Raw genomic sequence first — 24,181 nt, 5'->3', positions numbered from 1 at the left:
GGTATTTACTGCCCTTTTTTTATATACACTCGGAAACAACAAAACAAAAATTAAACAAAATTTTAACAATTATTTAAAAATAAGAAAATTATTCTAGATTTGCATTTTTTTTTAAACCAACCAAAAACAAGAAGACGATTTATTTAAATGCTTTTTAATGAAAAATTACACATCCAGTTTAAAACTATTTCTTTATAGATATTTCATAATTTTTTTAATCTACCAAATTTGTAATATCCTCTTTTATATATTAAATTCTAAATACTTTGATCAAATAACCTTTCAAAATGTTTTAGGAAGCATTTTGTTTGATCTCTCAGCTATTTCATACATAACTTTTATTTTCTTAATAGCGCATGCAATTCCTGGAAACTTTAAGTATCGCCAGAACTATCAAACAACATTAAAAATTTCATTCTTTTTAGTCAATCTTCTGTTCATTGCAGCGAATCTAATTGATATTATATATTTCCGATTTACAGGAAGAAGAAGCACTTATAGCATGATTACTGCTAAAGGAATGGAAAAAGAAGCTTTAGGCTTACTCTTTTCTTTTATCAAAGAATTTTGGTATATCCCATTATTATTTATTATTCTTAGTATTCTTTTTTGGAAATCAATACCAAATTTTAAAAGCAAAAACGAAATCAAAAGTTTTACCAAAGAAAAGTTCCTAAAAGAATCTTTTTGTTTTCTAACCTCAGTTTTTCTATTACTAATTGTTGGTCGTGGAGGATTTCAGAAAAAACCTCTCAGAATTGTGGATGCTGCTAATTATAGTTCTCTCAATAATGCCCCGCTCATTTTAAATACTCCTTTTTGCATATTAAAAACAATTTCACAAAAGGAAGACATCGAAAAGGTTAATTATTTTGATAAAAAAAATCTTGATTCTATCTACAAACCCATTTTGTCTTTCAAAAATACGGGAACTGTAAATAAAAAAAATGTCGTAATAATCATCCTCGAAAGTTTTGGAAATGAAAATGTTAGCAAAAAACAAACTCCCTTTTTAGATTCTTTGATTACAAAATCTTATTATTTTAAAAATGGATTTGCAAACGGAAAAGTTTCTATTGATGCCGTTCCATCAATTATTTCGAGCATACCTAGTTTGATGAACAACTCTTTTATTATTTCTAGTTATTCTTTAAACAAAACGAATAGTTTACCTAAAATTCTTAAAAAAGAAGGATATACAACTTCATTTTTTCATGGCGCTTTTAACGGAAGCCAGAATTTTGATCAATATGCAAAAGCTGCAGGATTTGAAAAATATTATGGAAAAGATGAATATGTGGGACCTGAAGCTTTTGATGGAAAATGGGGAATTTATGATGAAGAATTTTTACAGTTTTTTGCTGGAAAATTATCTAGTTTTAAAGAACCTTTCTTTAGTACTATTTTCACTATTTCTTCTCATAATCCGTATAAGATACCAGAACGATACAAAAATAAATTCCCTAAAGGAACAACAGTCATTCAGGAAAGTATTGCATACACTGATTACTCTCTGAAACTATTTTTCAAAAATGCTAAAAAACAAAAATGGTATAACAATACATTGTTTGTAATTTCTGCTGATCATACTTCTTCTAGCGGAGAGTCAGAAATAGACAAAACCTCAATTGGAAAATTTCATATTCCAATTTTATTCTTTGATCCAGGCAATCCACAGTTTTCTGGTGTCAACAATCGAAACTTCCAACAGATAGATATTATGCCTAGCATAATAGAATATTTAGGCATAAACACTGATTTGATTTGTTTTGGAAAAAGCTTCAAGAGCAGTCAGAATTTTGCTGTATTCTATTTACAAGGAATTTACCATTGTGTTCAAGACGACTATTATATAGCCTTTGCAAACAACCAAGTTATTGGATTGTATAATTGGAAAAAAGATCCTTTATTAAAAAACAATTTACAATCTCAAAATACTTTTAAAGCATTAGAAATTTCAAATTTCTTAAAAGCTTACATTCAAAACTTTAATGAAAGAGTAGTTGAAAATAAACTTAGCCTCTAATTATCTTTTTGCTTTTTGAAGTTTTATAAGTTTAGCATATTTCATATAAGAGAAAAAAGCCTGAATCATTGCGATTGATAATCCGTCAAGACCATTGAAGATTCCTCTTTTAAAGAAATAACAACGAATAAAAGCTACAGTACCATTAAGAACAGGTTTGAAAGCATTAATTCTTTTCCCCTGATCAAATAATTGCTGTGCATGCCAACCAGAATATTGATTCTTTTTAGCAATAATCTGATCAAAAGAATCCCATCCGTAGTGGAGAATATGTACAGCAACTTTTTTCTCATTTTGAGCAACAATCTTCTGATGTACTTTAGAATCGGAAGGATGAGCTGTTTGTTTATTAAAAAAACGAACTTTATGATCTGGGTACCATCCAGAGAAATCAATTAGTTTATCTGCTAAAAAGTTTTTTACCCTAAAACTCAATGCATCATAATTTCCTTCTAGATACTTTTTATTTAGAATAAATTCCTCAGCATCCTTATCCAAAAATTCATCTGCATCAAGATTTAAAATCCAGTCATTTTTACAAAAAGGAAGTCCGTGAGTACGCTGTGGACCATCTCCTAAAAATATCTGCTGAATAACCTGTGCTCCCTTTTCTTTAGCTATTTCTACCGTACGATCTTTACTGAAAGAGTCTACAATAATAACTTCGTCGCAAACTTTAAATAAGGCATCTATACATTTTCCAATGTTTTTTTCTTCATTGAAAGTAATAACCAAACCGCTAATTCCCATTGTTCATTTTAATTTGTTGAGCACAAAAATATAACTTTTTAATTTAGTTTAATCTTATTAATACCATCACTTGTACACTTCATAAAATAGTTTGTACTTTAGCCTTCTAATTGAACAAAAAAAATAAATGAGAATATTAGTCATTCAACAAAAAAGAATTGGAGACGTCTTAACGAGCACAATTATCTGTAACAACCTTAAAGCCAAGTTTCCAGATTCTACAATTGACTACATGTGTTATCCTAATTCGATCGATGTTCTTTTAGAAAATCCGAATATCGATAACATTATTCCGATGACTAATAAAATTCGAAAATCAACTTTTGAGTTCATTAAATTCATTTTTGAAATTCGAAGAAAAAAATATGATGCTGTAATAGACGTATACAGTAAATTAGGTACAAGCTTAATCACATTTTTCTCTGGCGCAAAATATAAAGTTTCTTATCATAAATGGTATTCTAAGATTTTTTACAATTACAGCTATGAGCGTTTCGATGCCATAAAATCAGAATTTGGTTTGGCAATTGAAAACAGATTATTGTTGCTTAAACCTTTCTTTTCTGAAAAAATAACAAATGTAAAACCAAAGATCTTTTTAAAAGAATCTGAGATTATTGAAGCAAAAAATCTTCTAAAAAGCTACAATATAGATTCTGATAAGCCATTGATCATGTTTGGTATTTTAGGAAGTGAACATTACAAAACCTATCCGCTTGACGGAATGGCAAAAATTATTGATTTTACAGTAGCCAAAACAAATGCAACTATTCTCTTTAATTATATTCCAAACCAAAAAGAGCAGGCTTTAGAAGTATATAATCATTGTTCTGAAGAAACAAAAAAGCATATCATTTTTGATTTGTATGCTACCGATTTACGCCTTTTTTTAGCAATCCTTTCTCAATGCGAAATGCTGATAGGAAATGAAGGGGGTGCTGTAAATATGGCAAAAGCACTTGAGATTCCAACCTTCTCCATCTTCACTCCGTCTGTCAGAAAAGAAACTTGGCAGCTGTTTGAAAACGAAGCAAAAAATGCTTCTATTCATTTGAAAGACTTAAAACCCGAGATCTACGAAAAGCATACTGAGCAATACATCAAAGAACATACTTTTGAATATTATGCTGAATATCCGTTGGAATTAATGCTTCAAAAACTTGATACTTATTTTCAAGAATATAAAAATTGAGAAAAGTAAAAGAAATCTCCAATGAATAGTGAAAAGCAAAAATTATCTATCCTGATTATTACGCTTAATGAAGAACAGCATATAAAATCGCTTCTTGAAGATCTTGATTTTGCTGATGAAATAATTGTTGTAGATTCCTATAGCACCGACAAAACAATCGGCATAATTGAGTCTTTTACGAATGTAAAATTAATCCAGAATCATTTTGTAAATTATACATCTCAGCGAAATTTTGCCTTAGACCAAGCCAAAAATCAATGGGTTTTATTTATTGATGCTGATGAAAGGCTAACACCAGAATTGAAATCTGAAATTATTGCTACATTTAATTCTAAAAAAAAAGCAAGCGCCTATTTTATCTACCGAATTTTTATGTTCGAAGATAGTAGACTGAATTTCAGCGGTTGGCAGACCGATAAAATTTTCAGACTTTTTGACAAATCAAAATGCAGATATAATGAGGAAAGGACCGTTCATGAGAAATTAATTGTAAAGGGACCAATTGCTTCCTTAAAAAACAAAATCATACATTTTTCTTACTCTTCTTATGAAGATTACAAAGCAAAAATGCGTAATTATGGAATTCTTAAAGCCAATGAAAAATTCTCAAAAGGAATAAGACCTTACTTTTCAATGCTTTTCCTCCATCCTTTGTACACTTTTTTATATCAATTTATAATGCGTTTTGGTTTTTTGGATGGCAGAAAGGGTATAATTGTATGTTATCTGAATGCTTACAGCGTTTACATTCGGTACAAGGAATTAAGAAGAATTACTTCTTCCAGAATTTAAGTTTCTTTTTCAAGCGCTTTTTTCGGTAGAACTTCTCTTGAAAATCTGAGGTATATTTCCATAAAGTAACGAAAATCTTTTCTTCAGGTTGGTTATAATACTTAGCATATTCATTGCTCATTGTTGCAACCATTTCTTCTAAAGGTGTCAAACGGCAAAGGTTTTTCATACGCATTTCAAAAGACATCGAATTATGAAACTCCATTCTATTTAAATCTACTAGAAAGAAATCATAATTCCCGCTAGCATTCTTTTTTATTAAAGTATTTCCTGGAGAGTGATCTAAAAATTCAATTCCTTTTTCGTGAAGATCAAAACTAAATTTAGTAAACTGTCTCAAGATGTTTTCGCGGTCTGGGAAATCAGGAATTTCTACAAGTTCTCTATAAGTTAAATCAACATTGAGGTGCTCACTTACGTAATAACTGTCTTTTAACCCTAAAATACTAAAATTTTCAAGAAAAGCAATTGGCTCAGGAGTTCCTATTCCTTTTTGTAATAATATAGTAGCATACTCAAACGATCTCATTGCTTTCGATTTCCTAAAATACCGATAGGCAACCTTATTAATTAAATTTGGAACTTTAAATGATTTTATATTGATTGCCTTTCCATTTAAGTCAAACAATTTTATTTTGTTACGATCTCCATTTCCAAAAAGTTCACCTTTAACATTAAACATTTTGATTGTCTTAAGTATTGACTCAGTACTATTTTCGAAAATTGGATTTACTTTAAAATTCATCAGCTTCTTTTTATAAACAACAAAAATACATATACGATCTAAGACTTCAAATTATTATTGTATTTTCGTAAAAAAAAGAAAAAAATGTCATTTAAGATTTTCCTGGAAACACATAACATAATTAATAGAGCAGCTGGCTTAGGAACATTCAATTATGAATTAGTAAAAGGTTTATCTACTTTAGATTTTAAAAACTGTGAATTGACTCTAAACTCGTCAAATCCTGATATCTTGAGAAAAGAATTTAAAGACAAATTTAAATATCATAAATACAACAGTCTTTCTAGACATTCTTTGTTTAGAATTCGAAAAAAATATGATTTATGGCATTCTGTAAATCAAAACACCAAAGTTGAGCCTTTTTATTGCAACAAATATCTATTAACTGTACATGATGTCCACTTTGTAGACGAAATTTCTGCAGACCCTAATCATAGAGTAAACAAATTATTTAAGGCTAAGCTAGAAAAATCGACGGCAATAACTTATATATCAGAATTTGCAAAAGCTGAAACTCACAGACACTTCAATGTTCCAAATATTCCTGAGTATGTAATTTATAATGGAAATCCAATTTCTACAATATTAGATACTTCAAAATATATTACAGACATACCTCTTGACAAACCTTTTTTCTACACTATTGGAGACTTTATAGAAAGAAAAAATTATGAGTCAATTATAAATATGATGAAACTAATAAAAGACTTTAATTTGATTATTTCTGGAAACAACAATAAAAAATATGGAGAAGAAATAAAAAAATTGATTGCAGATAATGGCTTAACAAAGCAGGTATTTTTAACTGGGAAAATAAGTGATGAAGGAAAACAATTTTTCATGAAAAATTGTACTGCATTTCTTTTTCCATCTATCAGAGAAGGTTTTGGACTTCCATCAATTGAAGCAATGACTTTTGGAAAACCTACATTTTTATCAAACAAAACTTCTCTTCCAGAGATTGGAGGTAATGCTTCTATCTATTGGGATAACTTTGATCCTGAGTATATGAAAACTATTTTATTTGATGGACTTCATGAGTATGAAACCAATAAAGTTGAAAGAGAAGCTATCATAAAAAAACGAGCAGCCGACTTTGATTGGAAAAGAACAGCTGCCGATTATTTTGATGTATATACTAAAATTTTATATTAGTCTCTTTTAAAATAAAAATTTAAACCACTGCCCAAAATTCTTCATCGAAATAAATAATTTAGAGAGTGTAAGTTTTTTTTCTTCCTGAATAAATTTTTTGATTTCGATAATATTTTTAGTTGGAAAAAAATCTAGCCTTTTCCATCGTTCTGGTTCTATATAATAGAAATTTCTAAACTCTTTAAAGTTGTTTTCATTTACTTTAATCCATTTGTTTAAGAAATCTTTATTTGTTTCTTTATTGTGTCCCCAATTTTCAAATTTAAATCTCAATTCTTCTTCGGTTCTCGATAATGATTCGTGCAAAACAAGATTATTAGTATAAATAACCTGTCCTTTTATCCTTCTACCATTAACGTACTCAGGATTATTTGTCGCAAAAATGGCTTTAGTAGGTTTATCAACATACAAAATGCCATTTGGAGTATATTTATATAAAATAACCCAAAATGCTGCAATTTGAATTGGCTTTTTTAATGGTTCTTTAATGTAAGAATCATACTTTCTAAGATCAGATATAAACTTCTTAAAATCTACAAAATACTCGTCGCAATCAATTTGGATAAGCCAGTTACCTATACCCATTTTTTGAGAAAGAAGTTTTCGCTCCCTGATCTCACACTGCATTGTTGTGAATCCAGGAACATAAAAATCATCTTCATATATAACTATTTTTTTATTGACATCAAAAACCTGAAGCCAATCAAAAAAGGAATCATCAATATTAAAATATTCACCATTCCACGTTCTTCTTTTTTTATCAATTGCCAAAAAAATTGTATCAGCATCATTATATGTTGTTGGCAAAGAATTTTTTAGTAATTCATAATCATATGAAACTAAATAACCTACTTGTATTTTACCTATCATCAAAGTCAATATAAAACTTGTTGCAAGTTACTATTTAATATCTATTTTTGTCAAAAATTGACAAGAATAATATGATTCAAAAATCATACCTGTATTTTTTTTAATTTGGATTCGCTTCTGATTTAAAAACTAGATATTTATCAAAAAATTATCCTAAAAAACGCCTTATCATGAAAATTTGTTTAATCAGTTTTGATTTCTTTAATTTTGACCACAATATTATTCTTGAATTAAAAAAAAGAAATATAGAAGCTGAACATATCGATATTTCTAAATTTAAATACAAATACACTTCAATTTTCGATAGAATATCAAATTTTTTTAATAAAAAAGTTCTTAAAAAAAACAAGAAAATAATTGAAATGGAAAAAGACGCACTTAGCCGTCTTCATAACTTAGGGCATCAGGATATCATTTTAGCAATACGTCCTGATTGCTTATCAAAAGAAACTCATTTAGAAATAAAAAAATATACCGATAAATACATTGCATATATATATGACAGCTGTCAAAGATTCCCAGTTGATCACTTGCTAGATGGTATATTTGATAAAATCTTTTCGTTTGATTTTACAGATGTTAAAAAATATAATTTCACGTTTATATCAAATTATATTTATAACGAAAAAAAAGAACTGAATGCACCAAACATCAATGAAAACATTTTTATAATTGTATCTATTGATGAACGTTTTGATTTTTTGAATAATCTTGCCAATTATTTATCAATGAACAACATTAAATTTAAATTTATTGCAATAGGAAAAAGGGCGCCAAAAAATATTAACAGCAATATAATCTTTCAGCGCAAAAAACTTTTTGCAAAAGATCTTAAGGATGATTTAGAAAATTCTAAAATATTTCTTGACCTAATAAGACATAATCATAACGGATTAAGTTTTAGAATATTTGAAGCCTTAGCCATGCAAAGAAAAATTATTACAACTAATCACACTATAAGCCAGTACGATTTTTACAACCCAAACAATATTTTAATTCTCGATGAAAACAAACCTATAGCAATTAACCCAGATTTTTTCAACACTCCTTATGAACCGCTCAATGATGATGTTTATTACAAATACACCATTGAGAATTGGGTAAAAACAGTTTTTAACATTTAGTCTTATTCTATTAAACTAAGAATTTTCTTTTCAATTGAATTGATAGAAAACGGCTCAATTATTTTTTGAGAATCAGCACTAACTTTTTCCCACATTTCTTTATTCGTGTATAACAAGATTATATTATTGACTATTTCCTGACTCGAATTTCCAACTAAAACATTTTTATTTTCCCCAAAGTCGAAGCCTTCTGCTCCAATACTTGTAGTCACGAGCGGTAAGCCAAATTCTAAACTCTGCCCTATTTTACCTTTTATTCCTGCACCATAACGAAGAGGAGCAGCAAATATTCGTGAATTTAAAAAATACGGAGAGACATCTTCAACGTAACCAACAATCTTAAAATTTTCAGAATTTAATTTTAATATTGATTCGGGAGGATTGCTTCCTATAATTGAAATTGAAATTTCTGGATTTACTTTCCATACCAATGGCATTATTTCTTCTGCAAGATAATTTACAGCGTCTACATTTGGCTTATGGTCAAAACCTCCAATAAACAATAGATCTTTACGGTTTTCAAAAGAAATAGGATTTTCATTTTCAAAATATTGATGAATATTTCCAATGCTTATTACTTTAGAATCTTCATCATAAAATTCTTTTAAAGCATCTTTTTCAGTATCTGAAATCACGATTATCTTATCTGCATTTTTACAATTTTCAAGCTCTATCTTCAAAAACTTATCTGCTTTTTTTATCGCATCTAAATCACCAGTAAGTTCAAATTCTCTCTTAAATCTGAGATAGTGAAAATCCACCATATCAAAAAACACTTTTGCAGCAGGTTTGTTCTTTTTAATAATTGAATAATATTTCGCAAAAATCTCTGGTCTATGCAGCCACACAGAATCAGTAAAAGGAAGAACCTGTTTTATAAATTCACTCTTTGTAATTAATTTCCCATTTTTATCAACTGCAGGTTCATAAACCACCACACCCAAATTTCTAAAATATTCTACATAATCGCTTGTAAAACGATATTCTTTAAAATCTCCAAGCAAAAAAACACCAATGTTATTTTTAAGAAGTAGCTTTATAATTTCAGTTAATCTACGTGAGCCTGAATCCTTATTATATTCAGGTATTTTGGTATCAATTATAATAACGTTCTTGTTATATTCTAAATTATTGGCAAAGTCGATTACCTTTTTTTGTTTTTTAAGCTTTTTAGCCAACGATTTTAATCTAAAAAATAACTTAATTGATTTAAACATTTTCTGTGAATTGTGTTTTGAATTTAATATTACTGTTGGAAAAAAATAGTATCAAGAACTTCGTATGTTCTTTTAGTATCAAAATTATTTTCGAAAAACCTTTTGGCTTCTAAATGGTGTTTATTGTAAAACTCAGAATCATTTAACAACCTTTGAATATAAGCTGAAAATAACAATGGATCATTTGAAGTAAGACATCCATTATTTGTTTTATTGATCAAACCATCAACACCTCTTTCTGTACAAACCACGGGTAATCCATGAGATAAGGATTCTATTACTTTTATTTTTACCCCTGTTCCTGACAACATCGGACAAATAGTAATGCGTGTTTTTTTATAAACTTCGTTTAAATCTTTTACCAAAAGTAAATTTTCGACATTTTGTAATTTAGGAATGTGTTTATTAATCTTACCAACGACAGTGATTCTAATGTCTAATGGCAAAAGAGGATAAACTTTCTTAAAAAACCAGTCTGCCGATTTTACATTATGAAAATTTTCGCTAGCTACATATACTATATCAATAGTCTTTTCTGTATTTAATGAAATTTCAGTCTTTGGCAAACTATGAGCCACCAAGTGCACAGGTATTTTTAGGAACTGCGAAAAAAGATATTTTTCCTCATTCGAAATTACCCAGACACAATCGAATTTTTTCATCAAATCAATTTCTTTTTTAAAATATCTATCAAGAGAAAATTTTTTATTATCCTGAAATTGAGACGTTAAAAAGTCGTGAGTATCTACAATCCATTTTGTTTTATTTCCGTTTAATTCCATATTAAAAAGTGATGACCAATAGACATATGAAATTATAACAATATCATAGTCTCCATCATTAATTATCTTTAAGAACTGATCTTTATGTCCGAATTTCGTACGATCAAAATCCTTAAATCTACTGTTTAATTTCTTAGGGAAAGAATAATCCAAATAATAGCGAATAATATTTTCGCTCTTTTTTTTCTTTTTCAAAAGATAACCATTTTGAATTAATTTTTCTTTTTTCAACTCTTTAATAGAATCTTCTGTAAAGACATCTGAATGCTCTCCCACAAAATCAAGATGAATACTTCGGTCTTTAAAATAATTTAGAAGAGATAAAGCCCTTGAATTATTTCCCTGACTATAAGAGAGAGGATTTTCAGGGTAGAAATATAAAATTTTCATTTGAAGGTCTTATTTTAAAACCCAAAAATAGTTTATTTTTGACATTTTAAAACAGCAGTTTAAGGACAATATGACAGATATAGTTATTTTAATAAAAACATATAAAAAAGATTACAAAGCTTACACCAAACTAATACGCTCTATATCCGAATTTAATATTGATGATATTCCTGTTTATGTAGCAATCAATGATGAGGATTATGATTTTTTTAAAGCTGAAAATCAAAACAGTAGTTTGAATCTTTTAAAGGATTCTGATATATATAACTGCCCGATAAAAGATGCTTGGAGATATCAACAGGTCATAAAAAGTAAGTTTTATCTCTTAAATGTCTGCAAAAATTATCTTTGTATTGATTCTGACAGCGAGTTTATAACCCCTTTTCGAAAAAGTGATTTTCTTTTTGATGAAAACACACCTTATACAATTATTCACGAATCGAAGTCATTTTTGGAAATGATTAATAATATAGAATTAGATTCTGATACTGTCTTCTTTAAGAGCGCCCTACAGACCACTAGAAAGTTAATTGGTAACAAACATACCAAAATTTGGGATTATGGCCCATCTCCTTATTTATGGTCCTGTTTGGTATGGAAAGATTTTAATGAAAATTTTCTTTCTTCAAAAAATATGACGTTTGAAGATTTTATGAATCAAATTGACTTGGAAACACCACCATCTGAAACAGTCATTTACGGAGAATATCTTTTAAAAACTAATCTGATTCCAATTTATCCAATTGAGGGTTTCTTTAAAGTATATCACTTTAAAAAACAATTTTCTATTGAAAGACGATTCCATAATATCGAAAAACTAAAAAAAGTATACTTAGGCGTCATTTTCCAAAGTAATTGGGACAACAAAAGTATAGTAATCAAATATTTAAAACGAAAAATCAGAAAAGTCAAACTGATATATTCAAAAATTAAAAATCTTTTTGTTTCAGATAAAAACTAAAACAGAATTCAATACAACAAATCATGAACGAAGAAATAATCAATGCTTACGAAGTTATAAAAGAAGGAGGAATCATACTCTACCCTACTGATACCGTTTGGGGAATTGGCTGCGATGCGACAAATGCAGAAGCCGTTGCTAAAATCTATAAATTAAAACAGCGAGCAGAAACTCAAAGCATGATTGTTTTAATGAATAGCGAAAAAATGATGTACAACGTTTTTAAAGACATTCCTGAAGTTGCATGGCAAATTATGGATTTATCTGAAAAACCAACTACTTTAATTTTAGATGACGCTAGAAACGTTGCTCCAAATATCATAGCTGCCGACAAATCTCTTGGAGTTAGATTGGTAAAAGAGCCTTTCTGCTACAAATTGATGGAAAGAATGAAAAAACCTTTGGTTTCTACTTCGGCTAATATTTCAGGACAACCAACACCGCAAAGTTTCAAAGACATTAGTCCTGAAATCATTAATGGCGTAGATTATGTTGTAAAATTAAACCAAGACAAAATCAACGGAAAATCTTCAACCATTATCAAATTAACCAAAGATTCTCAGGTAAAAGTAATTCGCAAATAGTTTTTTTGTTTCAAGTTTCAGGTTTCAGGTTCTTGAAAAACTTTGAGTACAATTTTTATCGAAAAGTTCACAAAGAAAGATTTATTAAGAATTAAAAAAGTTCGCAAAGTTTTATCAAAATAAACTTTGCGAACTTTTTTAATTTTAATGTTCTAAAAAAATCTTCGCGCTCTTTGCGAAATTCTTAGCGCGTTTCGCGGTTAAAAAAAAAACTTAGAATCTCAGAACCTTAGCATCTTAGCAACTTAGACAGTTTTCAAACTCTCAATAAGCCAATCGATATCTTCTTTGGTATTATAATGACTAAATGAAATTCGGAGATTTGGTAATTTTAAATCAGTCTCCGAAAGCATTTCGTTTAAAACATGTGAAGGCTTTATACTTCCAGACTGACAAGCACTTCCTCTAGAAACCGCAATTCCTTTCATATCTAAACTAAAAAGCAACATCGAAGTTTTATCTGACGAAAACGGTAAAATGATATTGATGATGTTATAAAAATCATCCTTTTTTCCGTTGATTCTAAAATCTGGGAAATGAATTTCTAACTGCTCAATCAGATATTTTTTTATACTTGAAATATAAGCTCTTTCTTCATCTAATTTTTCATAAGAAATAGACAAAGCTTTTGCCATTCCAGCTATCTGATGCACGGCTTCAGTTCCGGCACGAAGGCCTTTTTCTTGTTCTCCTCCAAATAGCAATGGCTGCAAACCAGAATTTTTTCGGATAAAAGCAAAACCAATTCCCTTTGGGCCATGAAACTTATGCGCACTAGCCAAAATAAAATCAACAGGAGTCTTTTGCAGATCGATTTCTGTCTTCCCTACTGACTGAACCGTATCTGAATGAAACAATGCATTGTATTGCTTGCAAATCAAGCCAACGCGATCTAAATCTAAAATAGCTCCCGTTTCGTTATTAACATGCATTAAACTGACTATCGTCTTTTTTTCACCAGACAATAAATTTGATAAATGTGTTAGATCTAAACTTCCGTCTGCATTGACATTAACGTAATCTACCTGAATATTATATTCTTCTTGAAGCGCCCAAACGGTATGCAAAACCGCATGGTGTTCTATCTTTGAAGTAATGATTCTTTCTACTTTCAAATCTTCAACAGCAGAACGCAAAATCCAGTTGTCGGCTTCGGTTCCTCCAGAAGTAAAAATGATTTCTTGAGCAGTGCAATTTAAATGCTTCGCAATACTCTTTCTTGAAAGTTCTAATATTGTTTTACCGTTTCGTCCAAAACTATGTGTAGACGATGGATTTCCGTAATCCTCAAGCATTATTTTCGTCATTTCCTGAATTACTTCAGGACGCATTGCTGTTGTTGAGGCATTATCTAGATATACTTTTTTCATTACTGCAAAGTTAACAAATATCAATTGTCAAATCTTAAATATCATTTGGCATTTTTTTCACTATTTTTGACACAAATAAATTTTACGATGAAAAAATATGCCGCCCTCCTATTATTTGCTCTATTCTTAAACGGATGCGATGATGGAGATTTGACCGTAGATGAAATAGACTTTGCTGATATTGAAACATCTCAAGCCTGTGACCCTACAACTAACACCTTGATTTACAAATTAAAACCTCAGGAGGCCCTTTTACTTCAAATGCCAGAAGGAGCAATTATTAACGACAACGGAACTAAAACATACACAATAGATTCACAAGGCAATGGACCATATCGAGTAGTTTATAGAGCATATGATGGGACTGTTGCAAAAGAAAACATTTGCGGTACAATTCCTCCAACCAATCCAAAAGTAACCGAAGAATGGCTTGGAATTGAAGGAGTAATAGAAATAGCAACTAAACAAATAGATCCAGAGAACACTAATGAAGACGGAGGAACCCGAATTACAGGTTATGAACACACGATTATTTTTAGAAATATAACATTTCAAAAACCAGCTGGAAAGCAAACAGAACCTGAGTTTATATTTGGAAAATATATCACTAATGTAACACCAGCCAATCTTACTTTCAAAACCAATCCAAATGGTACGGCGTATGAATGTGATGAAGTCGCCAGAGTTTACAATTACAACAATACTTTTTATCTGTCAATTGATGACATCGATCCTGCATTGTTTGAAAATGCCGTTACCCCAAGTGGTCAGCCTCGTACAAGTTTAATAACATCAACGCAGAACAAAGTGTTTTACAAAACTGCAAAAGAAGGAACTGGGTCTATAACGCCAGCTTTTGTTTGTTCAAAAATACAACCATCAGCGCCTGCAATTGAAGAAACATGGACAGGCCAACTTGGCAAGCCAAATGAAAGCGGAATTATCGAAGTAACCACTACTGTAGTCGGACAGCAAGTTTTTGAACACACAATTGTGCTTAAAAATGTAATTTTACAAAAGGGAAACAGCAGCTTTAAATTGGGAAATAGTTTTGTTCTAGGAAAAATTACAAGATCAGCTACAAACTAAAAAAATAGATTTCTGAAAAGAAATCACCAGAAATAATTCTTACAAAGAAACGTCTGTTTTTTGAGATGATTTTACAACTAAATCGAATCAAAAAACAGACGTTTTTTTATGCTTTAAAACGAAGTATTTTGCGTTTAAAAAGCTCCTTTATTTATTATTTTGCCTAATATAAACTTCTGTCGCTCCAAGACCATATTTTTGATAATTGGCATCTTGAAAATCAATTCCGTCATAACGGCCTAATAAAAAATCAAGTTCCGCTTTCAAAATTCCTTCGCCAACACCATGAATAAAAACGATTTTTGGAATGCGGTTTCTTATTGCAAATTCGATATGCCTTTTTGCCGTTTCGGTCTGTAATGTCAAAATATCATAATTTGACATTCCGCGTTTATTAGGAACCAATTTTTCAATGTGCAAATCAAATTCAGGAACGCCAACATCACGTTTATCTTTCTTTTCTTTTACAAAACTTCTCGGTTTTGGCTCTGTTTTCTCTTTTGAAACTTCATCTAAATTAATTCTTTTAATAGAATTCATTAAATCACTGGTTTCTTGAATTTTAATTAGTTCGTTGACTAAAAATGTCATCAAAAATCCATCTTCGGTTTCAATCAAAACTTCGTTGTTTTTAACCGACACTACCGTTCCGTTTATGGCTTCATCGAGTACTGAAACCTTATCTCCTTTTGCCAGCATCTTACTCCTCTTTATCGTTATTTTTACTTGGCGTTTTTGCACTCAATTGCATCATTCCGAACATGAAAACTACAATCGCAGCAATCATGATATAGATGTTTTTTTCTTCAGAAACCTGCTCGTATAACGCAACCGAAATTGCAAGAATCATTATTATAATTTTAAAAGTTTTCATCCTTTCTTTATTTTAAGATTTCAAAAATATAAAACTTTCAAATAGTACTTCTATACTACTCTAAACGTTTGTCATATTTTTTTAGTAAAATTGCAAAAAAGATATGCCATGAGTTTAGAGAAATATATGATCCCTTGTATGTTCAAAACTGTGTTTGGTTATGACTGTTTGGGGTGTGGATTTCAGAGATCTCTATTCTTACTTTTTCAAGGCGATTTTTTAGCTGCTTTTAAAATGTATCCCGCAATTTATACCTGCCTGTTACTCTTCATTTTTATAGCATTTCATTTTTTAGATAAGTCAAGAAATTACAAAAAACTAATCTGGAAAATGGCAATCATAAATCTATTTTTTATGCTTGGCGGTTATTATCTGAAGCACTTTTATTTTTAGATTTTAGATTTTCTAAAGGTCTCTTTGCTCCTTTTAGAATTTGGGATTTAAAAATTGGAATTTTAACAGCTTTTATTTCTTAATCTGATTCAAAATATCATTCATCATTTCGATTTGCACTTTTTGAATTTCGATTAATTCTTGTTGCTGATGCATAATTAAATGATCAATTTTATCATGAATTAATCTAATCTCCAATTCCGATTTCAGATTGATCATATAATCTTTCTTAGCTCGATTGCGGTCTTTTTCTTCCTGACGATTTTGACTCATCATAATGACAGGCGCCTGCAAAGCTGCCACACATGACAAGATTAAGTTTAAGAGAATAAACGGATACGGATCAAATCCTTTGTTTAAAAAGATAAAAACATTTGCACCAATCCAAACTGAAATAAAAATTACGAACGAAATTATAAAAGTCCAGCTTCCTCCAAAATCAGCTACTTTATCAGCCACCTTCTGCCCTAAGTTTCTGACCTCTTCTTCATCTTCCACAATACTTACAATAGACTTATCTTCTTTCAATGAAGAAATAACATTCTTCTCCATTGCAGAAAGTGCTCCTATTTCAGTCGATAGATAATTTGAAATATATTTTTGACGGTAAACATTTAATTCATTTATAGAAATACAGTCTTCAGTGCTAAAATCAGGATATTCTTTTTTAATTAATCCTAAAATCGGATCGTGAATCGCTCTTCCGTATATTTTCTCATTTTCAGGAAAAGAAATCCCAGAAATGTCACTTTTAAATGTTTGGCTGTTTTTCATTTTTAGTATATTTTAAAAGCTAATTTACGCAATAAACTTCTTAAGAATTGCATAAAAAAGAACAGTTTACAATTGGTTTTTTATCACAAATCAAACTTCACAAACAAAATTTCTTTCGTTAAATCGTGATTTTATTTCCAAAAAACGCCTTACTTTTAACGTTCCAAAATTATTCATTCATTTTTACCATTGTGACAAAAGACAATATCATACAAAATATAAGAGCTTTAAAGAGCCACTCACACATAAATTACGGCATTAAAACCAAGACTGAAGACTTTACAGAAAAGCTTTTTTATACGCTATTTGATTCAAATGCAGCTTTGGACGAAAGTATCGATGAATTAGAGTTTCGCTTTAAGGAAATCGCGGTTTTGGCGTGCAAAAAACCTCAAAATTTATGCGAATCTATTTGGGATCGCTTTTTAGAAAAACTTCCTGGGGTTTTGGAAAAGCTAAATCAAGATGCGGAATATATTCTTGAGAACGATCCCGCTTCAAACAGCATTGACGAAGTATACTTAGGCTATCCTGGATTCTATGCCATCGCTATTTACAGATTAAGCCACGAATTATACCACCTCGATTTATTGCTTTTTTCACGATTAATGAGCGAATATGCACATAGAATTACAGGTACAGATATTCATGCCGGAGCTGATATTGCATCGCCATTTTTTATCGATCACGCGACGGGAATTGTAATCGGCGAAACAACTGTTATTAAAAAACATGTAAAAATCTATCAGGGTGTTACGCTTGGCGCTTTAAGCGTAAGTAAAGAAATGAAAAATGCGAAAAGACATCCAACTGTTGAAGCAAATGTCTGCATTTATGCCAATGCAACAATTCTGGGCGGAGAAACTGTAATTGGAAAAAATAGTATTGTTGGAGGAAATGCTTGGGTTACAAAATCGATTCCTGAAAATTCTATCGTAACCAACACGACTACAACTGAAGTTAAAATAAAAGAGAAAAAATAAAATGAATTCACATAAATTATTAAACCTAATTGGCAATACTCCTCTAATGGAAACAGTCAATCTAGTTAAAAATAAAAATGTAAAGCTTTTGCTAAAACTAGAAGGAAATAATCCGGGAGGAAGCGTAAAAGATAGAGCCGCATACAATATGATTGCTTCAGCATTAGAAAGAGGCGACATCAAAAAGGGAGATAAATTGATTGAAGCAACCAGCGGAAATACTGGAATTGCTTTGGCGATGATTGCACAATTGTTTGGCATCGAAATAGAATTGGTTTTACCAGAAGATTCAACCAAAGAACGCACTCAGACCATGCGTGCGTATGGCGCTACGGTTATTCTTACGCCTGCTAGTGAAGGAATTATAGGTTCTAGAGATTATGCCGATAAAAAAGTGGCACAAGGCGGCTATTTGATGTTGAATCAGTTTGCAAATGATGACAACTGGAAAGCCCATTACAAGACAACAGGTCCCGAAATATGGAATGATACTGACGGAACTGTAACGCATTTTGTTTCGGCTATGGGAACAACTGGAACCATTATTGGAACTTCGACTTATTTGAAAGAAAAGAATCCAAATGTTCAAATTATTGGTGCACAACCTAGCGATGGTTCTCAGATTCCTGGAATCCGTAAATGGCCGCAAGAATATCTTCCAAAAATATTTGATGCTTCTAAAGTAGATACCGTTGTCGATGTAAGTGAAGAAGAAGCACGCGCCATGACCAAAAGATTGGCTCTTGAAGAAGGTGTTTTTGCAGGAATGAGCAGCGGAGGCTCTGTTGCCGTTGCCTTAAAAATAGCCGAACAACTAGAATCTGGAGTCGTAGTTGCCGTAATCTGCGATCGTGGCGATCGTTATTTATCTTCTGATTTATTTGATTAAAAAAAGATGCTAAGTTGCTAAGACTCTAAGCTTCTAAGTCAAAAAACAATAAAAACTTTGTCACTTAAAGCCTTAACAGCTTAGAAACTTAAGAGAAAAAAAACTTAGCATCTCAGCAACTCAGAACCTTAGAATCTAAAAAAAATGAACTACAGAAAACTAGGAAAAACAAACTTTAATATCTCTGAAATTTCGCTTGGAACTTGGCAGGTTGGCGGAAAATGGGGATCGGGTTTTGATGATAAAACTGCCGACGAACTTTTGAATACGGCTATTGACAATGGCGTAAACTTTATTGACACTGCCGATGTATACGAAAACGGATTAAGTGAAACTGCCGTTGGAAGAGTCGCTCGTTCACGTTCTGAACGAATTTTTGTTGCCACAAAATGCGGACGCCAGATAAATCCGCATGTTAATGAAGGATATACTCCAAAAGTGCTTCAAAAATTTATTGAAGACAGTTTAAAAAGAACTGGTTTAGAAACGCTTGATTTAATTCAGTTGCACTGCCCTCCTACAGAAGTTTATTATCGTCCAGAAATATTTGAGCTTTTTGACCGATTAAAAGATCAGGGAAAAATTCTTAATCTTGGAGTAAGTGTTGAAAAAGTTGAAGAAGCTTTAAAAGCAATTGAATATTCTAATGTAACTACGGTTCAGATTATCTTCAATCTGTTTCGCCAACGACCTTCTGAATTATTTTTCTCAGAAGCCAAAAAGAAAGACATTGGAATCATCGCAAGAGTTCCGTTGGCAAGCGGACTTTTAACGGGTAAATTTGATTCAAAAACTACTTTTGAACCTCAGGATCATCGCAATTTTAATCGTAACGGAGAAGCGTTTGATAAAGGCGAAACTTTCTCAGGAATTGATTATGAATTAGGATTAAAGGCTGTTGATGAATTAAAAGCTTTATTTCCTGAATCTAAAAATCTAGCAGCAATTGCCCTTCAATGGATTTTGAGTTTTGACGAAGTAAGCTGCATTATTCCAGGCGCATCAAAAACAGAACATGTTTTATCCAATTTATCGGTTTATGATGCTCCTAAATTAACTTCTGAGCAGATTACAGCGATGAACAAAATTTACAGCGATTTGATCAAACCTTCGGTGCATCAACTTTGGTAGTAAACCCAAAGAAAAATAAAAAAGGGTTATTAAGTTTTCTAAATCTTAATAGCCCTTTCGTATTTTAAACATCAAATTCAATTCTAAACTCAGCGCCTTTATTCTTCCCTTCGCTCGATGCCGTTAATCTTCCTTTATTTCTTTCAATGATCTTTTTGCACAAATAAAGTCCGATTCCTGTAGAACCTTCACTTGCGGTTCCAAGTCGGCTCATTTTGGTGAATTTTTTAAACAATTCTTCAATCTGATTCTTATCAAAGCCAATTCCTCTATCTCTAACCGTGATAATCAATTTTGAATTTTCTAAAAAGATTCTCGCTTTTATTTCACTTTCAAAATAAGAAAACTTGATCGCGTTGCTGATCAGATTCACCAAAACCTGAATCAAAAGCCCTTCATCTATTTTCAGTTTAGCTTCTGGACATTCTATTGCTAAATCTAGCCTTATATTTTTATCCAGTAATCGCTGTTCTACTTGTTCATTAATAAAAGGGCGAATATTAGAAAATGAAATGGTCTTAGCTTCTTGGTTTACTTTTGCAACATCATCTTGTTCTTTTAGCAGATTGATGAAATTTTCGATGTATCTAAATTGAAGATCAGTCGATTCGCAAATCAATTCAGCCATATTTTTAACCGATTCTGAAGGATTTTCGCTTATAATCAATTGAGCCAAACCTTGCGGATTTCCAGCAAAATTTCTCAAATCGTGCGAAAGCATATAAATTAAATCCTGTTTTTCATTAATAAAATTTTCGGCTTCATTAATAGATTCTTGAATGTTGCACAAAAGCAGTCCCGCTTCATCAGTGTATTCTGTTGGCAGAGCAGACAATATCCTTGAACTTCTATAATCATCTAATGCTTTTGATGCTGTTGCGATCGGTTTTATCAGTTTGTTTAAAACCAAAAGCGTTATTGCTGTAGCCAACAATGTCATTATTAAAGAAAAGATAAGAATCGATGCTGGCGAAATAGTATGCTCAAAAAATAGAACAAAAAATAAAATCCCAATCAGTGGAATATGGATACCGATAAAAGCGACAAATAGGAATTTAAAAGCATAACTTTTTTTAAGAAAGCTGATTTGTGAGAGTTTATGATACAACTTCATAACAAAGATGAGGATAAGTGTAGGTTAATTGGGGTTTCTACTGGAATTTTTACTAAAACAAAATTAACTTTTATAGCCAATTAAACTAATATTTTGAAGAATTTCTAAATTTTTTCAAAAATTAAATTTGTAAAAGTTTTCAAAGGCTTATTTTTGCGCTATGGGAAGAAAAAATACAGACAAAGTTGTCTTTCATCAAATTCAAGTTCTTGATGCTGGTGCAAAAGGGGTTTCAGTAGCCAAAGCACCTGACGGAAAAGTAATCTTTATTCCGAATGTGGTACCTGGAGATGTTGTAGACGTACAGACATTAAAAAAAAGAAAGGCTTATTACGAAGGTAAAGCTGTAAAATTTCACGAATTATCTGAATACAGAGTAGATCCAATCTGCGAACATTTTGGAGTATGCGGCGGTTGCAAATGGCAGAATATGAAATACAGCCAACAGCTTGCTTTTAAACAAAATGAAGTTAAAAATCACTTGCAAAGAATAGGAAAAATTGAACTTCCGGAATTTGAAGATATTTTAGGTTCTGAAAAACAGTTTTTCTATAGAAATAAAATGGAATTTTCTTTTTCAAACAGCCGTTGGCTTACAGAAAAAGAAATTGGAAGTACTGAAGATTTAGGAAACAGAAACGCTTTAGGATTTCATATTCCGAAAATGTGGGATAAAATCTTGGACATTAACAAATGTCATCTACAAGAAGATCCTTCAAATGCTATTCGCAACGAAATTAGGGCTTTTGCAAACGAACATAATTTAGCGTTTTTTAATCCGAGAGAACATTCTGGATTATTACGAACTGTCATGATTCGTACGGTTTCAACTGGCGAAATTATGGTTTTAATTCAGTTCTTTGAAGATGACAAAGAAAACAGAGAATTAATCCTAAACCATTTGTACGAGAAGTTTCCACAAATCACTTCATTGCAATATGTCGTAAACGGAAAACAAAACGATACTATTTACGATCAGGATGTCATTCTTTACAAAGGAAGAGATTACATCTTAGAAGAAATGGAAGGTTTAAAATTCAGCATTAATGCTAAATCTTTCTACCAAACCAATTCTGATCAAGCATACGAATTATACAAAATAACAAGAGATTTTGCTGGTCTTACAGGAAACGAAACTGTTTATGACCTATATACTGGAACAGGGACAATTGCCCAATTCGTTTCTAAAAAAGCAAAAAAAGTAATCGGAGTAGAAAGTGTTCCAGAAGCTATTATTGATGCTAAAGCCAATGCAGAACGCAATAATATTACAAATTGTGAGTTTTTTGTTGGTGACATGAAAGTAGTCTTCAATGAAGCTTTTATTGCACAGCACGGTAAACCAGATGTTATTATTACAGATCCGCCTCGAGACGGAATGCATAAAGATGTTGTGGAGCAAATTTTAAAAATTGCACCAAAAAGAGTAGTTTATGTAAGTTGTAATTCTGCAACTCAAGCACGTGACTTAGCTTTAATGGATGAAAAATATAAAGTGACGCGCGTGAGACCTGTAGATATGTTTCCGCAGACACATCATGTTGAAAATGTTGTACTTTTAGAACTTCGATAAAAAATAGATGAAAAAACTAATTTCTCTTTTACTGCTCTTTACTTTTGGCTTATCCAGCTGTGAGAAAGATGATATTTGCGATGCCAATACACCAACTACACCTAGATTGGTGATTACATTTTTTGATATTGCCAATCCGACAAAAACTAGAAATGTGAGTAACTTAAAAGTTATTGGTGACGGAATGGAACAGGGAATTGTTTTTAATGAAAGTCTCGCCGTTGATGATCCGTTGAGATATGTAACCAGCGGAAGTAGTGTCATGATTCCTTTAAAAATAAATGACAACACAACAACCTTCAAGTTTATTTATAACTCTTTAAGTGAAACGCCTACAACGATCAATACTGATGTTATAAAATTCAATTATACGACACAAAATGTGTATGTATCTAGAGCTTGTGGATTTAAAACCATTTTTCAGTTAACAAACGTTGCCCCTTTTGTACATACTGATCCAGACGGAGATACTTTTTGGATGACCGAAGTTGATTTAGAAAACCCTAACATTGAATTTGAAAATGAAACACACATTAAAGTTTATTTTTAGTCTTTCATTATTGTTTTCAATGTTTTTAGGTTTTGCTCAGGATGTGCCTGAAATTTCTAAAAATAAAGACACAATAGTGGCTAAAAAGCCTCAAACAGAAAAAACTGTAAAAACGGTAAAACCAGAAATTCAGGAAGCTCCAAAAGATAGCGTTGTAAAAACTGATCGCTACGGACTTCGTGTTGGTGTTGACTTGTACAAACTAACTCGCGGACTTTACGATAAAGATTACAAAGGAATTGAATTTGTAGGAGACTGGCGTTTGACAAAAAAATATTATATAGCCGCAGAATTAGGATACGAAGACAAAACTACAGAAGACGACCGATTGACTTCTTCTGCTAACGGAACTTATATTAAAGCAGGTTTTGATTATAACTTTTATCAAAACTGGCTGGATATGGAAAACCTGATTACGATAGGAATGCGTGGTGGTTTCAGTACTTTTAGCCAAGAACTAATTAATTACAAAATTTACAATTCGAATCCATATTGGGGTGAACTACCTCCGATAAACGAGGGTCAGAAATACAGCGGACTTATGGCAACTTGGATCGAAGTTGCAATGGGATTAAAAGCACAGGTTTTTAGAAACGTATTTGTTGGTTTTGGTGTTCAGCTGAAACTTCTGGCTACAAACAAAGAACCAAATAATTTTGAAAACCTTTACATTCCAGGATTCAACAGAACTTACGATGGAAGTTTTGGAATCGGTTTCAACTATACCGTTTCTTACTTTATTCCGATTTACAAGAAAAAGATAATGGCTTCTGAAACTGCAAAAAAAGAAGAGCCTAAGAAGAAATAGTTTTTTTTTTAGACGCTAAGATTCTAAGATACTAAGGTTCTAAGA

At 31.2% G+C, this 24,181-nt stretch carries 25 protein-coding genes; 15 read left to right on the top strand and 10 right to left on the bottom strand.

Annotated features, from left to right (window positions below; genetic code table 11):
- The first annotated feature begins 157 nt into the window (after positions 1-157).
- Positions 158-2,026: an LTA synthase family protein gene (locus tag ACNRYB_RS12450; protein WP_473727433.1), complete on the top strand. Its 1,869-nt coding sequence runs from the start codon at positions 158-160 to the stop codon at positions 2,024-2,026.
- Here the strand turns inward: ACNRYB_RS12450 and ACNRYB_RS12445 are convergent, their stop codons facing one another.
- Positions 2,027-2,776, bottom strand: a complete 750-nt coding sequence (locus ACNRYB_RS12445) for a glycosyltransferase family 2 protein (RefSeq protein WP_473727432.1) — start codon at positions 2,774-2,776, stop codon at positions 2,027-2,029.
- A 127-nt stretch (positions 2,777-2,903) separates the two neighbouring features.
- Between ACNRYB_RS12445 and ACNRYB_RS12440 the strand changes: the two genes are divergently transcribed.
- Both ACNRYB_RS12440 and ACNRYB_RS12435 read left to right on the top strand, forming a co-directional pair.
- Complete coding sequence (locus tag ACNRYB_RS12440) at positions 2,904-3,968, top strand: glycosyltransferase family 9 protein (protein WP_129748682.1); 1,065 nt, start codon at positions 2,904-2,906, stop codon at positions 3,966-3,968.
- A gap of 21 nt (positions 3,969-3,989) precedes the next feature.
- The gene (locus ACNRYB_RS12435; protein ID WP_473727431.1) at positions 3,990-4,760 is read left to right on the top strand and encodes a glycosyltransferase family 2 protein; all 771 of its coding nucleotides are present in this window, start codon (positions 3,990-3,992) and stop codon (positions 4,758-4,760) included.
- On the opposite strand, the gene ACNRYB_RS12430 is transcribed toward ACNRYB_RS12435, so the two are convergent.
- The gene (locus ACNRYB_RS12430) at positions 4,741-5,505 is read right to left on the bottom strand and encodes a Kdo domain containing protein (protein ID WP_473727430.1); all 765 of its coding nucleotides are present in this window, start codon (positions 5,503-5,505) and stop codon (positions 4,741-4,743) included. The genes ACNRYB_RS12435 and ACNRYB_RS12430 overlap by 20 nt on opposite strands.
- Positions 5,506-5,589: 84 nt before the next feature.
- Here ACNRYB_RS12430 and ACNRYB_RS12425 point away from each other — a divergent pair, with 84 nt between their 5' ends.
- Positions 5,590-6,660, top strand: a complete 1,071-nt coding sequence (locus ACNRYB_RS12425; protein WP_473727429.1) for a glycosyltransferase family 4 protein — start codon at positions 5,590-5,592, stop codon at positions 6,658-6,660.
- A gap of 6 nt (positions 6,661-6,666) precedes the next feature.
- Here ACNRYB_RS12425 and ACNRYB_RS12420 read toward each other — a convergent pair whose 3' ends face one another.
- On the bottom strand, positions 6,667-7,530 hold the full coding sequence (locus ACNRYB_RS12420) for a hypothetical protein (protein WP_129748678.1): 864 nt from the start codon (positions 7,528-7,530) through the stop codon (positions 6,667-6,669).
- A gap of 170 nt (positions 7,531-7,700) precedes the next feature.
- On the opposite strand from ACNRYB_RS12420, the gene ACNRYB_RS12415 reads away from it, so the two are divergent.
- Positions 7,701-8,654: a WaaS/CpsH family glycosyltransferase gene (locus ACNRYB_RS12415; protein WP_473727428.1), complete on the top strand. Its 954-nt coding sequence runs from the start codon at positions 7,701-7,703 to the stop codon at positions 8,652-8,654.
- A 2-nt stretch (positions 8,655-8,656) separates the two neighbouring features.
- Here ACNRYB_RS12415 and ACNRYB_RS12410 read toward each other — a convergent pair whose 3' ends face one another.
- Both ACNRYB_RS12410 and ACNRYB_RS12405 read right to left on the bottom strand, forming a co-directional pair.
- A complete protein-coding gene (locus ACNRYB_RS12410; RefSeq protein WP_473727427.1) occupies positions 8,657-9,832 on the bottom strand; it encodes a glycosyltransferase family 4 protein in 1,176 nt (391 codons plus the stop codon).
- A 68-nt stretch (positions 9,833-9,900) separates the two neighbouring features.
- Complete coding sequence (locus tag ACNRYB_RS12405; RefSeq protein ID WP_473727426.1) at positions 9,901-11,043, bottom strand: glycosyltransferase; 1,143 nt, start codon at positions 11,041-11,043, stop codon at positions 9,901-9,903.
- Positions 11,044-11,113: 70 nt separating this feature from the next.
- Between ACNRYB_RS12405 and ACNRYB_RS12400 the strand changes: the two genes are divergently transcribed.
- Both ACNRYB_RS12400 and ACNRYB_RS12395 read left to right on the top strand, forming a co-directional pair.
- Positions 11,114-12,004 carry a hypothetical protein gene (locus tag ACNRYB_RS12400; protein ID WP_129748674.1) on the top strand — a complete coding sequence of 297 codons (891 nt, stop codon included), beginning with the start codon at positions 11,114-11,116 and terminating at the stop codon, positions 12,002-12,004.
- A 23-nt stretch (positions 12,005-12,027) separates the two neighbouring features.
- Positions 12,028-12,588 (top strand): L-threonylcarbamoyladenylate synthase, encoded by a 561-nt coding sequence (locus ACNRYB_RS12395; RefSeq protein ID WP_129748673.1) that lies wholly within the window; start codon positions 12,028-12,030, stop codon positions 12,586-12,588.
- A 245-nt stretch (positions 12,589-12,833) separates the two neighbouring features.
- On the opposite strand, the gene ACNRYB_RS12390 is transcribed toward ACNRYB_RS12395, so the two are convergent.
- Entirely contained in the window at positions 12,834-13,958 is a 1,125-nt protein-coding gene (locus ACNRYB_RS12390) for a cysteine desulfurase family protein (protein ID WP_129748672.1), read from the bottom strand.
- Positions 13,959-14,045: 87 nt separating this feature from the next.
- Between ACNRYB_RS12390 and ACNRYB_RS12385 the strand changes: the two genes are divergently transcribed.
- Positions 14,046-15,047: a hypothetical protein gene (locus tag ACNRYB_RS12385; protein ID WP_129748671.1), complete on the top strand. Its 1,002-nt coding sequence runs from the start codon at positions 14,046-14,048 to the stop codon at positions 15,045-15,047.
- Positions 15,048-15,194: 147 nt separating this feature from the next.
- On the opposite strand, the gene ACNRYB_RS12380 is transcribed toward ACNRYB_RS12385, so the two are convergent.
- Together ACNRYB_RS12380 and ACNRYB_RS12375 are read right to left on the bottom strand one after the other, a co-directional pair.
- The gene (locus tag ACNRYB_RS12380; RefSeq protein WP_473727425.1) at positions 15,195-15,746 is read right to left on the bottom strand and encodes a Smr/MutS family protein; all 552 of its coding nucleotides are present in this window, start codon (positions 15,744-15,746) and stop codon (positions 15,195-15,197) included.
- A gap of 1 nt (position 15,747) precedes the next feature.
- A complete protein-coding gene (locus tag ACNRYB_RS12375) occupies positions 15,748-15,921 on the bottom strand; it encodes a hypothetical protein (RefSeq protein ID WP_008462622.1) in 174 nt (57 codons plus the stop codon).
- 108 nt (positions 15,922-16,029) lie between these two features.
- On the opposite strand from ACNRYB_RS12375, the gene ACNRYB_RS12370 reads away from it, so the two are divergent.
- On the top strand, positions 16,030-16,314 hold the full coding sequence (locus ACNRYB_RS12370) for a DUF2752 domain-containing protein (protein ID WP_129748669.1): 285 nt from the start codon (positions 16,030-16,032) through the stop codon (positions 16,312-16,314).
- Between the two features lie 72 nt (positions 16,315-16,386).
- Here ACNRYB_RS12370 and ACNRYB_RS12365 read toward each other — a convergent pair whose 3' ends face one another.
- Positions 16,387-17,088, bottom strand: coding sequence for a DUF1003 domain-containing protein (locus ACNRYB_RS12365; RefSeq protein ID WP_129748668.1), 702 nt, complete (start codon positions 17,086-17,088; stop codon positions 16,387-16,389).
- Positions 17,089-17,279: 191 nt separating this feature from the next.
- Here ACNRYB_RS12365 and epsC point away from each other — a divergent pair, with 191 nt between their 5' ends.
- The 3 genes from epsC (at position 17,280) to ACNRYB_RS12350 (ending at position 20,091) form a co-directional block, all read left to right on the top strand.
- Positions 17,280-18,071: a serine O-acetyltransferase EpsC gene (gene epsC, locus ACNRYB_RS12360; protein WP_129748706.1), complete on the top strand. Its 792-nt coding sequence runs from the start codon at positions 17,280-17,282 to the stop codon at positions 18,069-18,071.
- A 1-nt stretch (position 18,072) separates the two neighbouring features.
- Positions 18,073-18,960, top strand: a complete 888-nt coding sequence (gene cysM / locus ACNRYB_RS12355; RefSeq protein WP_129748667.1) for a cysteine synthase CysM — start codon at positions 18,073-18,075, stop codon at positions 18,958-18,960.
- 144 nt (positions 18,961-19,104) lie between these two features.
- Positions 19,105-20,091, top strand: coding sequence for an aldo/keto reductase (locus ACNRYB_RS12350; protein WP_473727424.1), 987 nt, complete (start codon positions 19,105-19,107; stop codon positions 20,089-20,091).
- 64 nt (positions 20,092-20,155) lie between these two features.
- Here ACNRYB_RS12350 and ACNRYB_RS12345 read toward each other — a convergent pair whose 3' ends face one another.
- Complete coding sequence (locus ACNRYB_RS12345; RefSeq protein WP_473727423.1) at positions 20,156-21,031, bottom strand: sensor histidine kinase; 876 nt, start codon at positions 21,029-21,031, stop codon at positions 20,156-20,158.
- A 334-nt stretch (positions 21,032-21,365) separates the two neighbouring features.
- On the opposite strand from ACNRYB_RS12345, the gene rlmD reads away from it, so the two are divergent.
- From rlmD to ACNRYB_RS12330, 3 genes are read left to right on the top strand one after another with little or no spacing between them, the layout of a single operon-like run.
- On the top strand, positions 21,366-22,778 hold the full coding sequence (gene rlmD, locus ACNRYB_RS12340; protein ID WP_473727422.1) for a 23S rRNA (uracil(1939)-C(5))-methyltransferase RlmD: 1,413 nt from the start codon (positions 21,366-21,368) through the stop codon (positions 22,776-22,778).
- A gap of 7 nt (positions 22,779-22,785) precedes the next feature.
- The gene (locus ACNRYB_RS12335; RefSeq protein ID WP_129748663.1) at positions 22,786-23,328 is read left to right on the top strand and encodes a DUF6452 family protein; all 543 of its coding nucleotides are present in this window, start codon (positions 22,786-22,788) and stop codon (positions 23,326-23,328) included.
- Complete coding sequence (locus tag ACNRYB_RS12330) at positions 23,300-24,136, top strand: DUF6048 family protein (protein ID WP_473727421.1); 837 nt, start codon at positions 23,300-23,302, stop codon at positions 24,134-24,136. The genes ACNRYB_RS12335 and ACNRYB_RS12330 overlap by 29 nt, the downstream gene beginning before the upstream one ends.
- The last annotated feature ends 45 nt before the right edge of the window (positions 24,137-24,181 follow it).

The sequence above is a fragment of the Flavobacterium sp. CR10 genome (assembly GCF_055814415.1).
The sequence above is the reverse complement of the archived record's forward strand: the minus strand, read 5'-3'. Positions and strand labels throughout refer to the sequence as shown.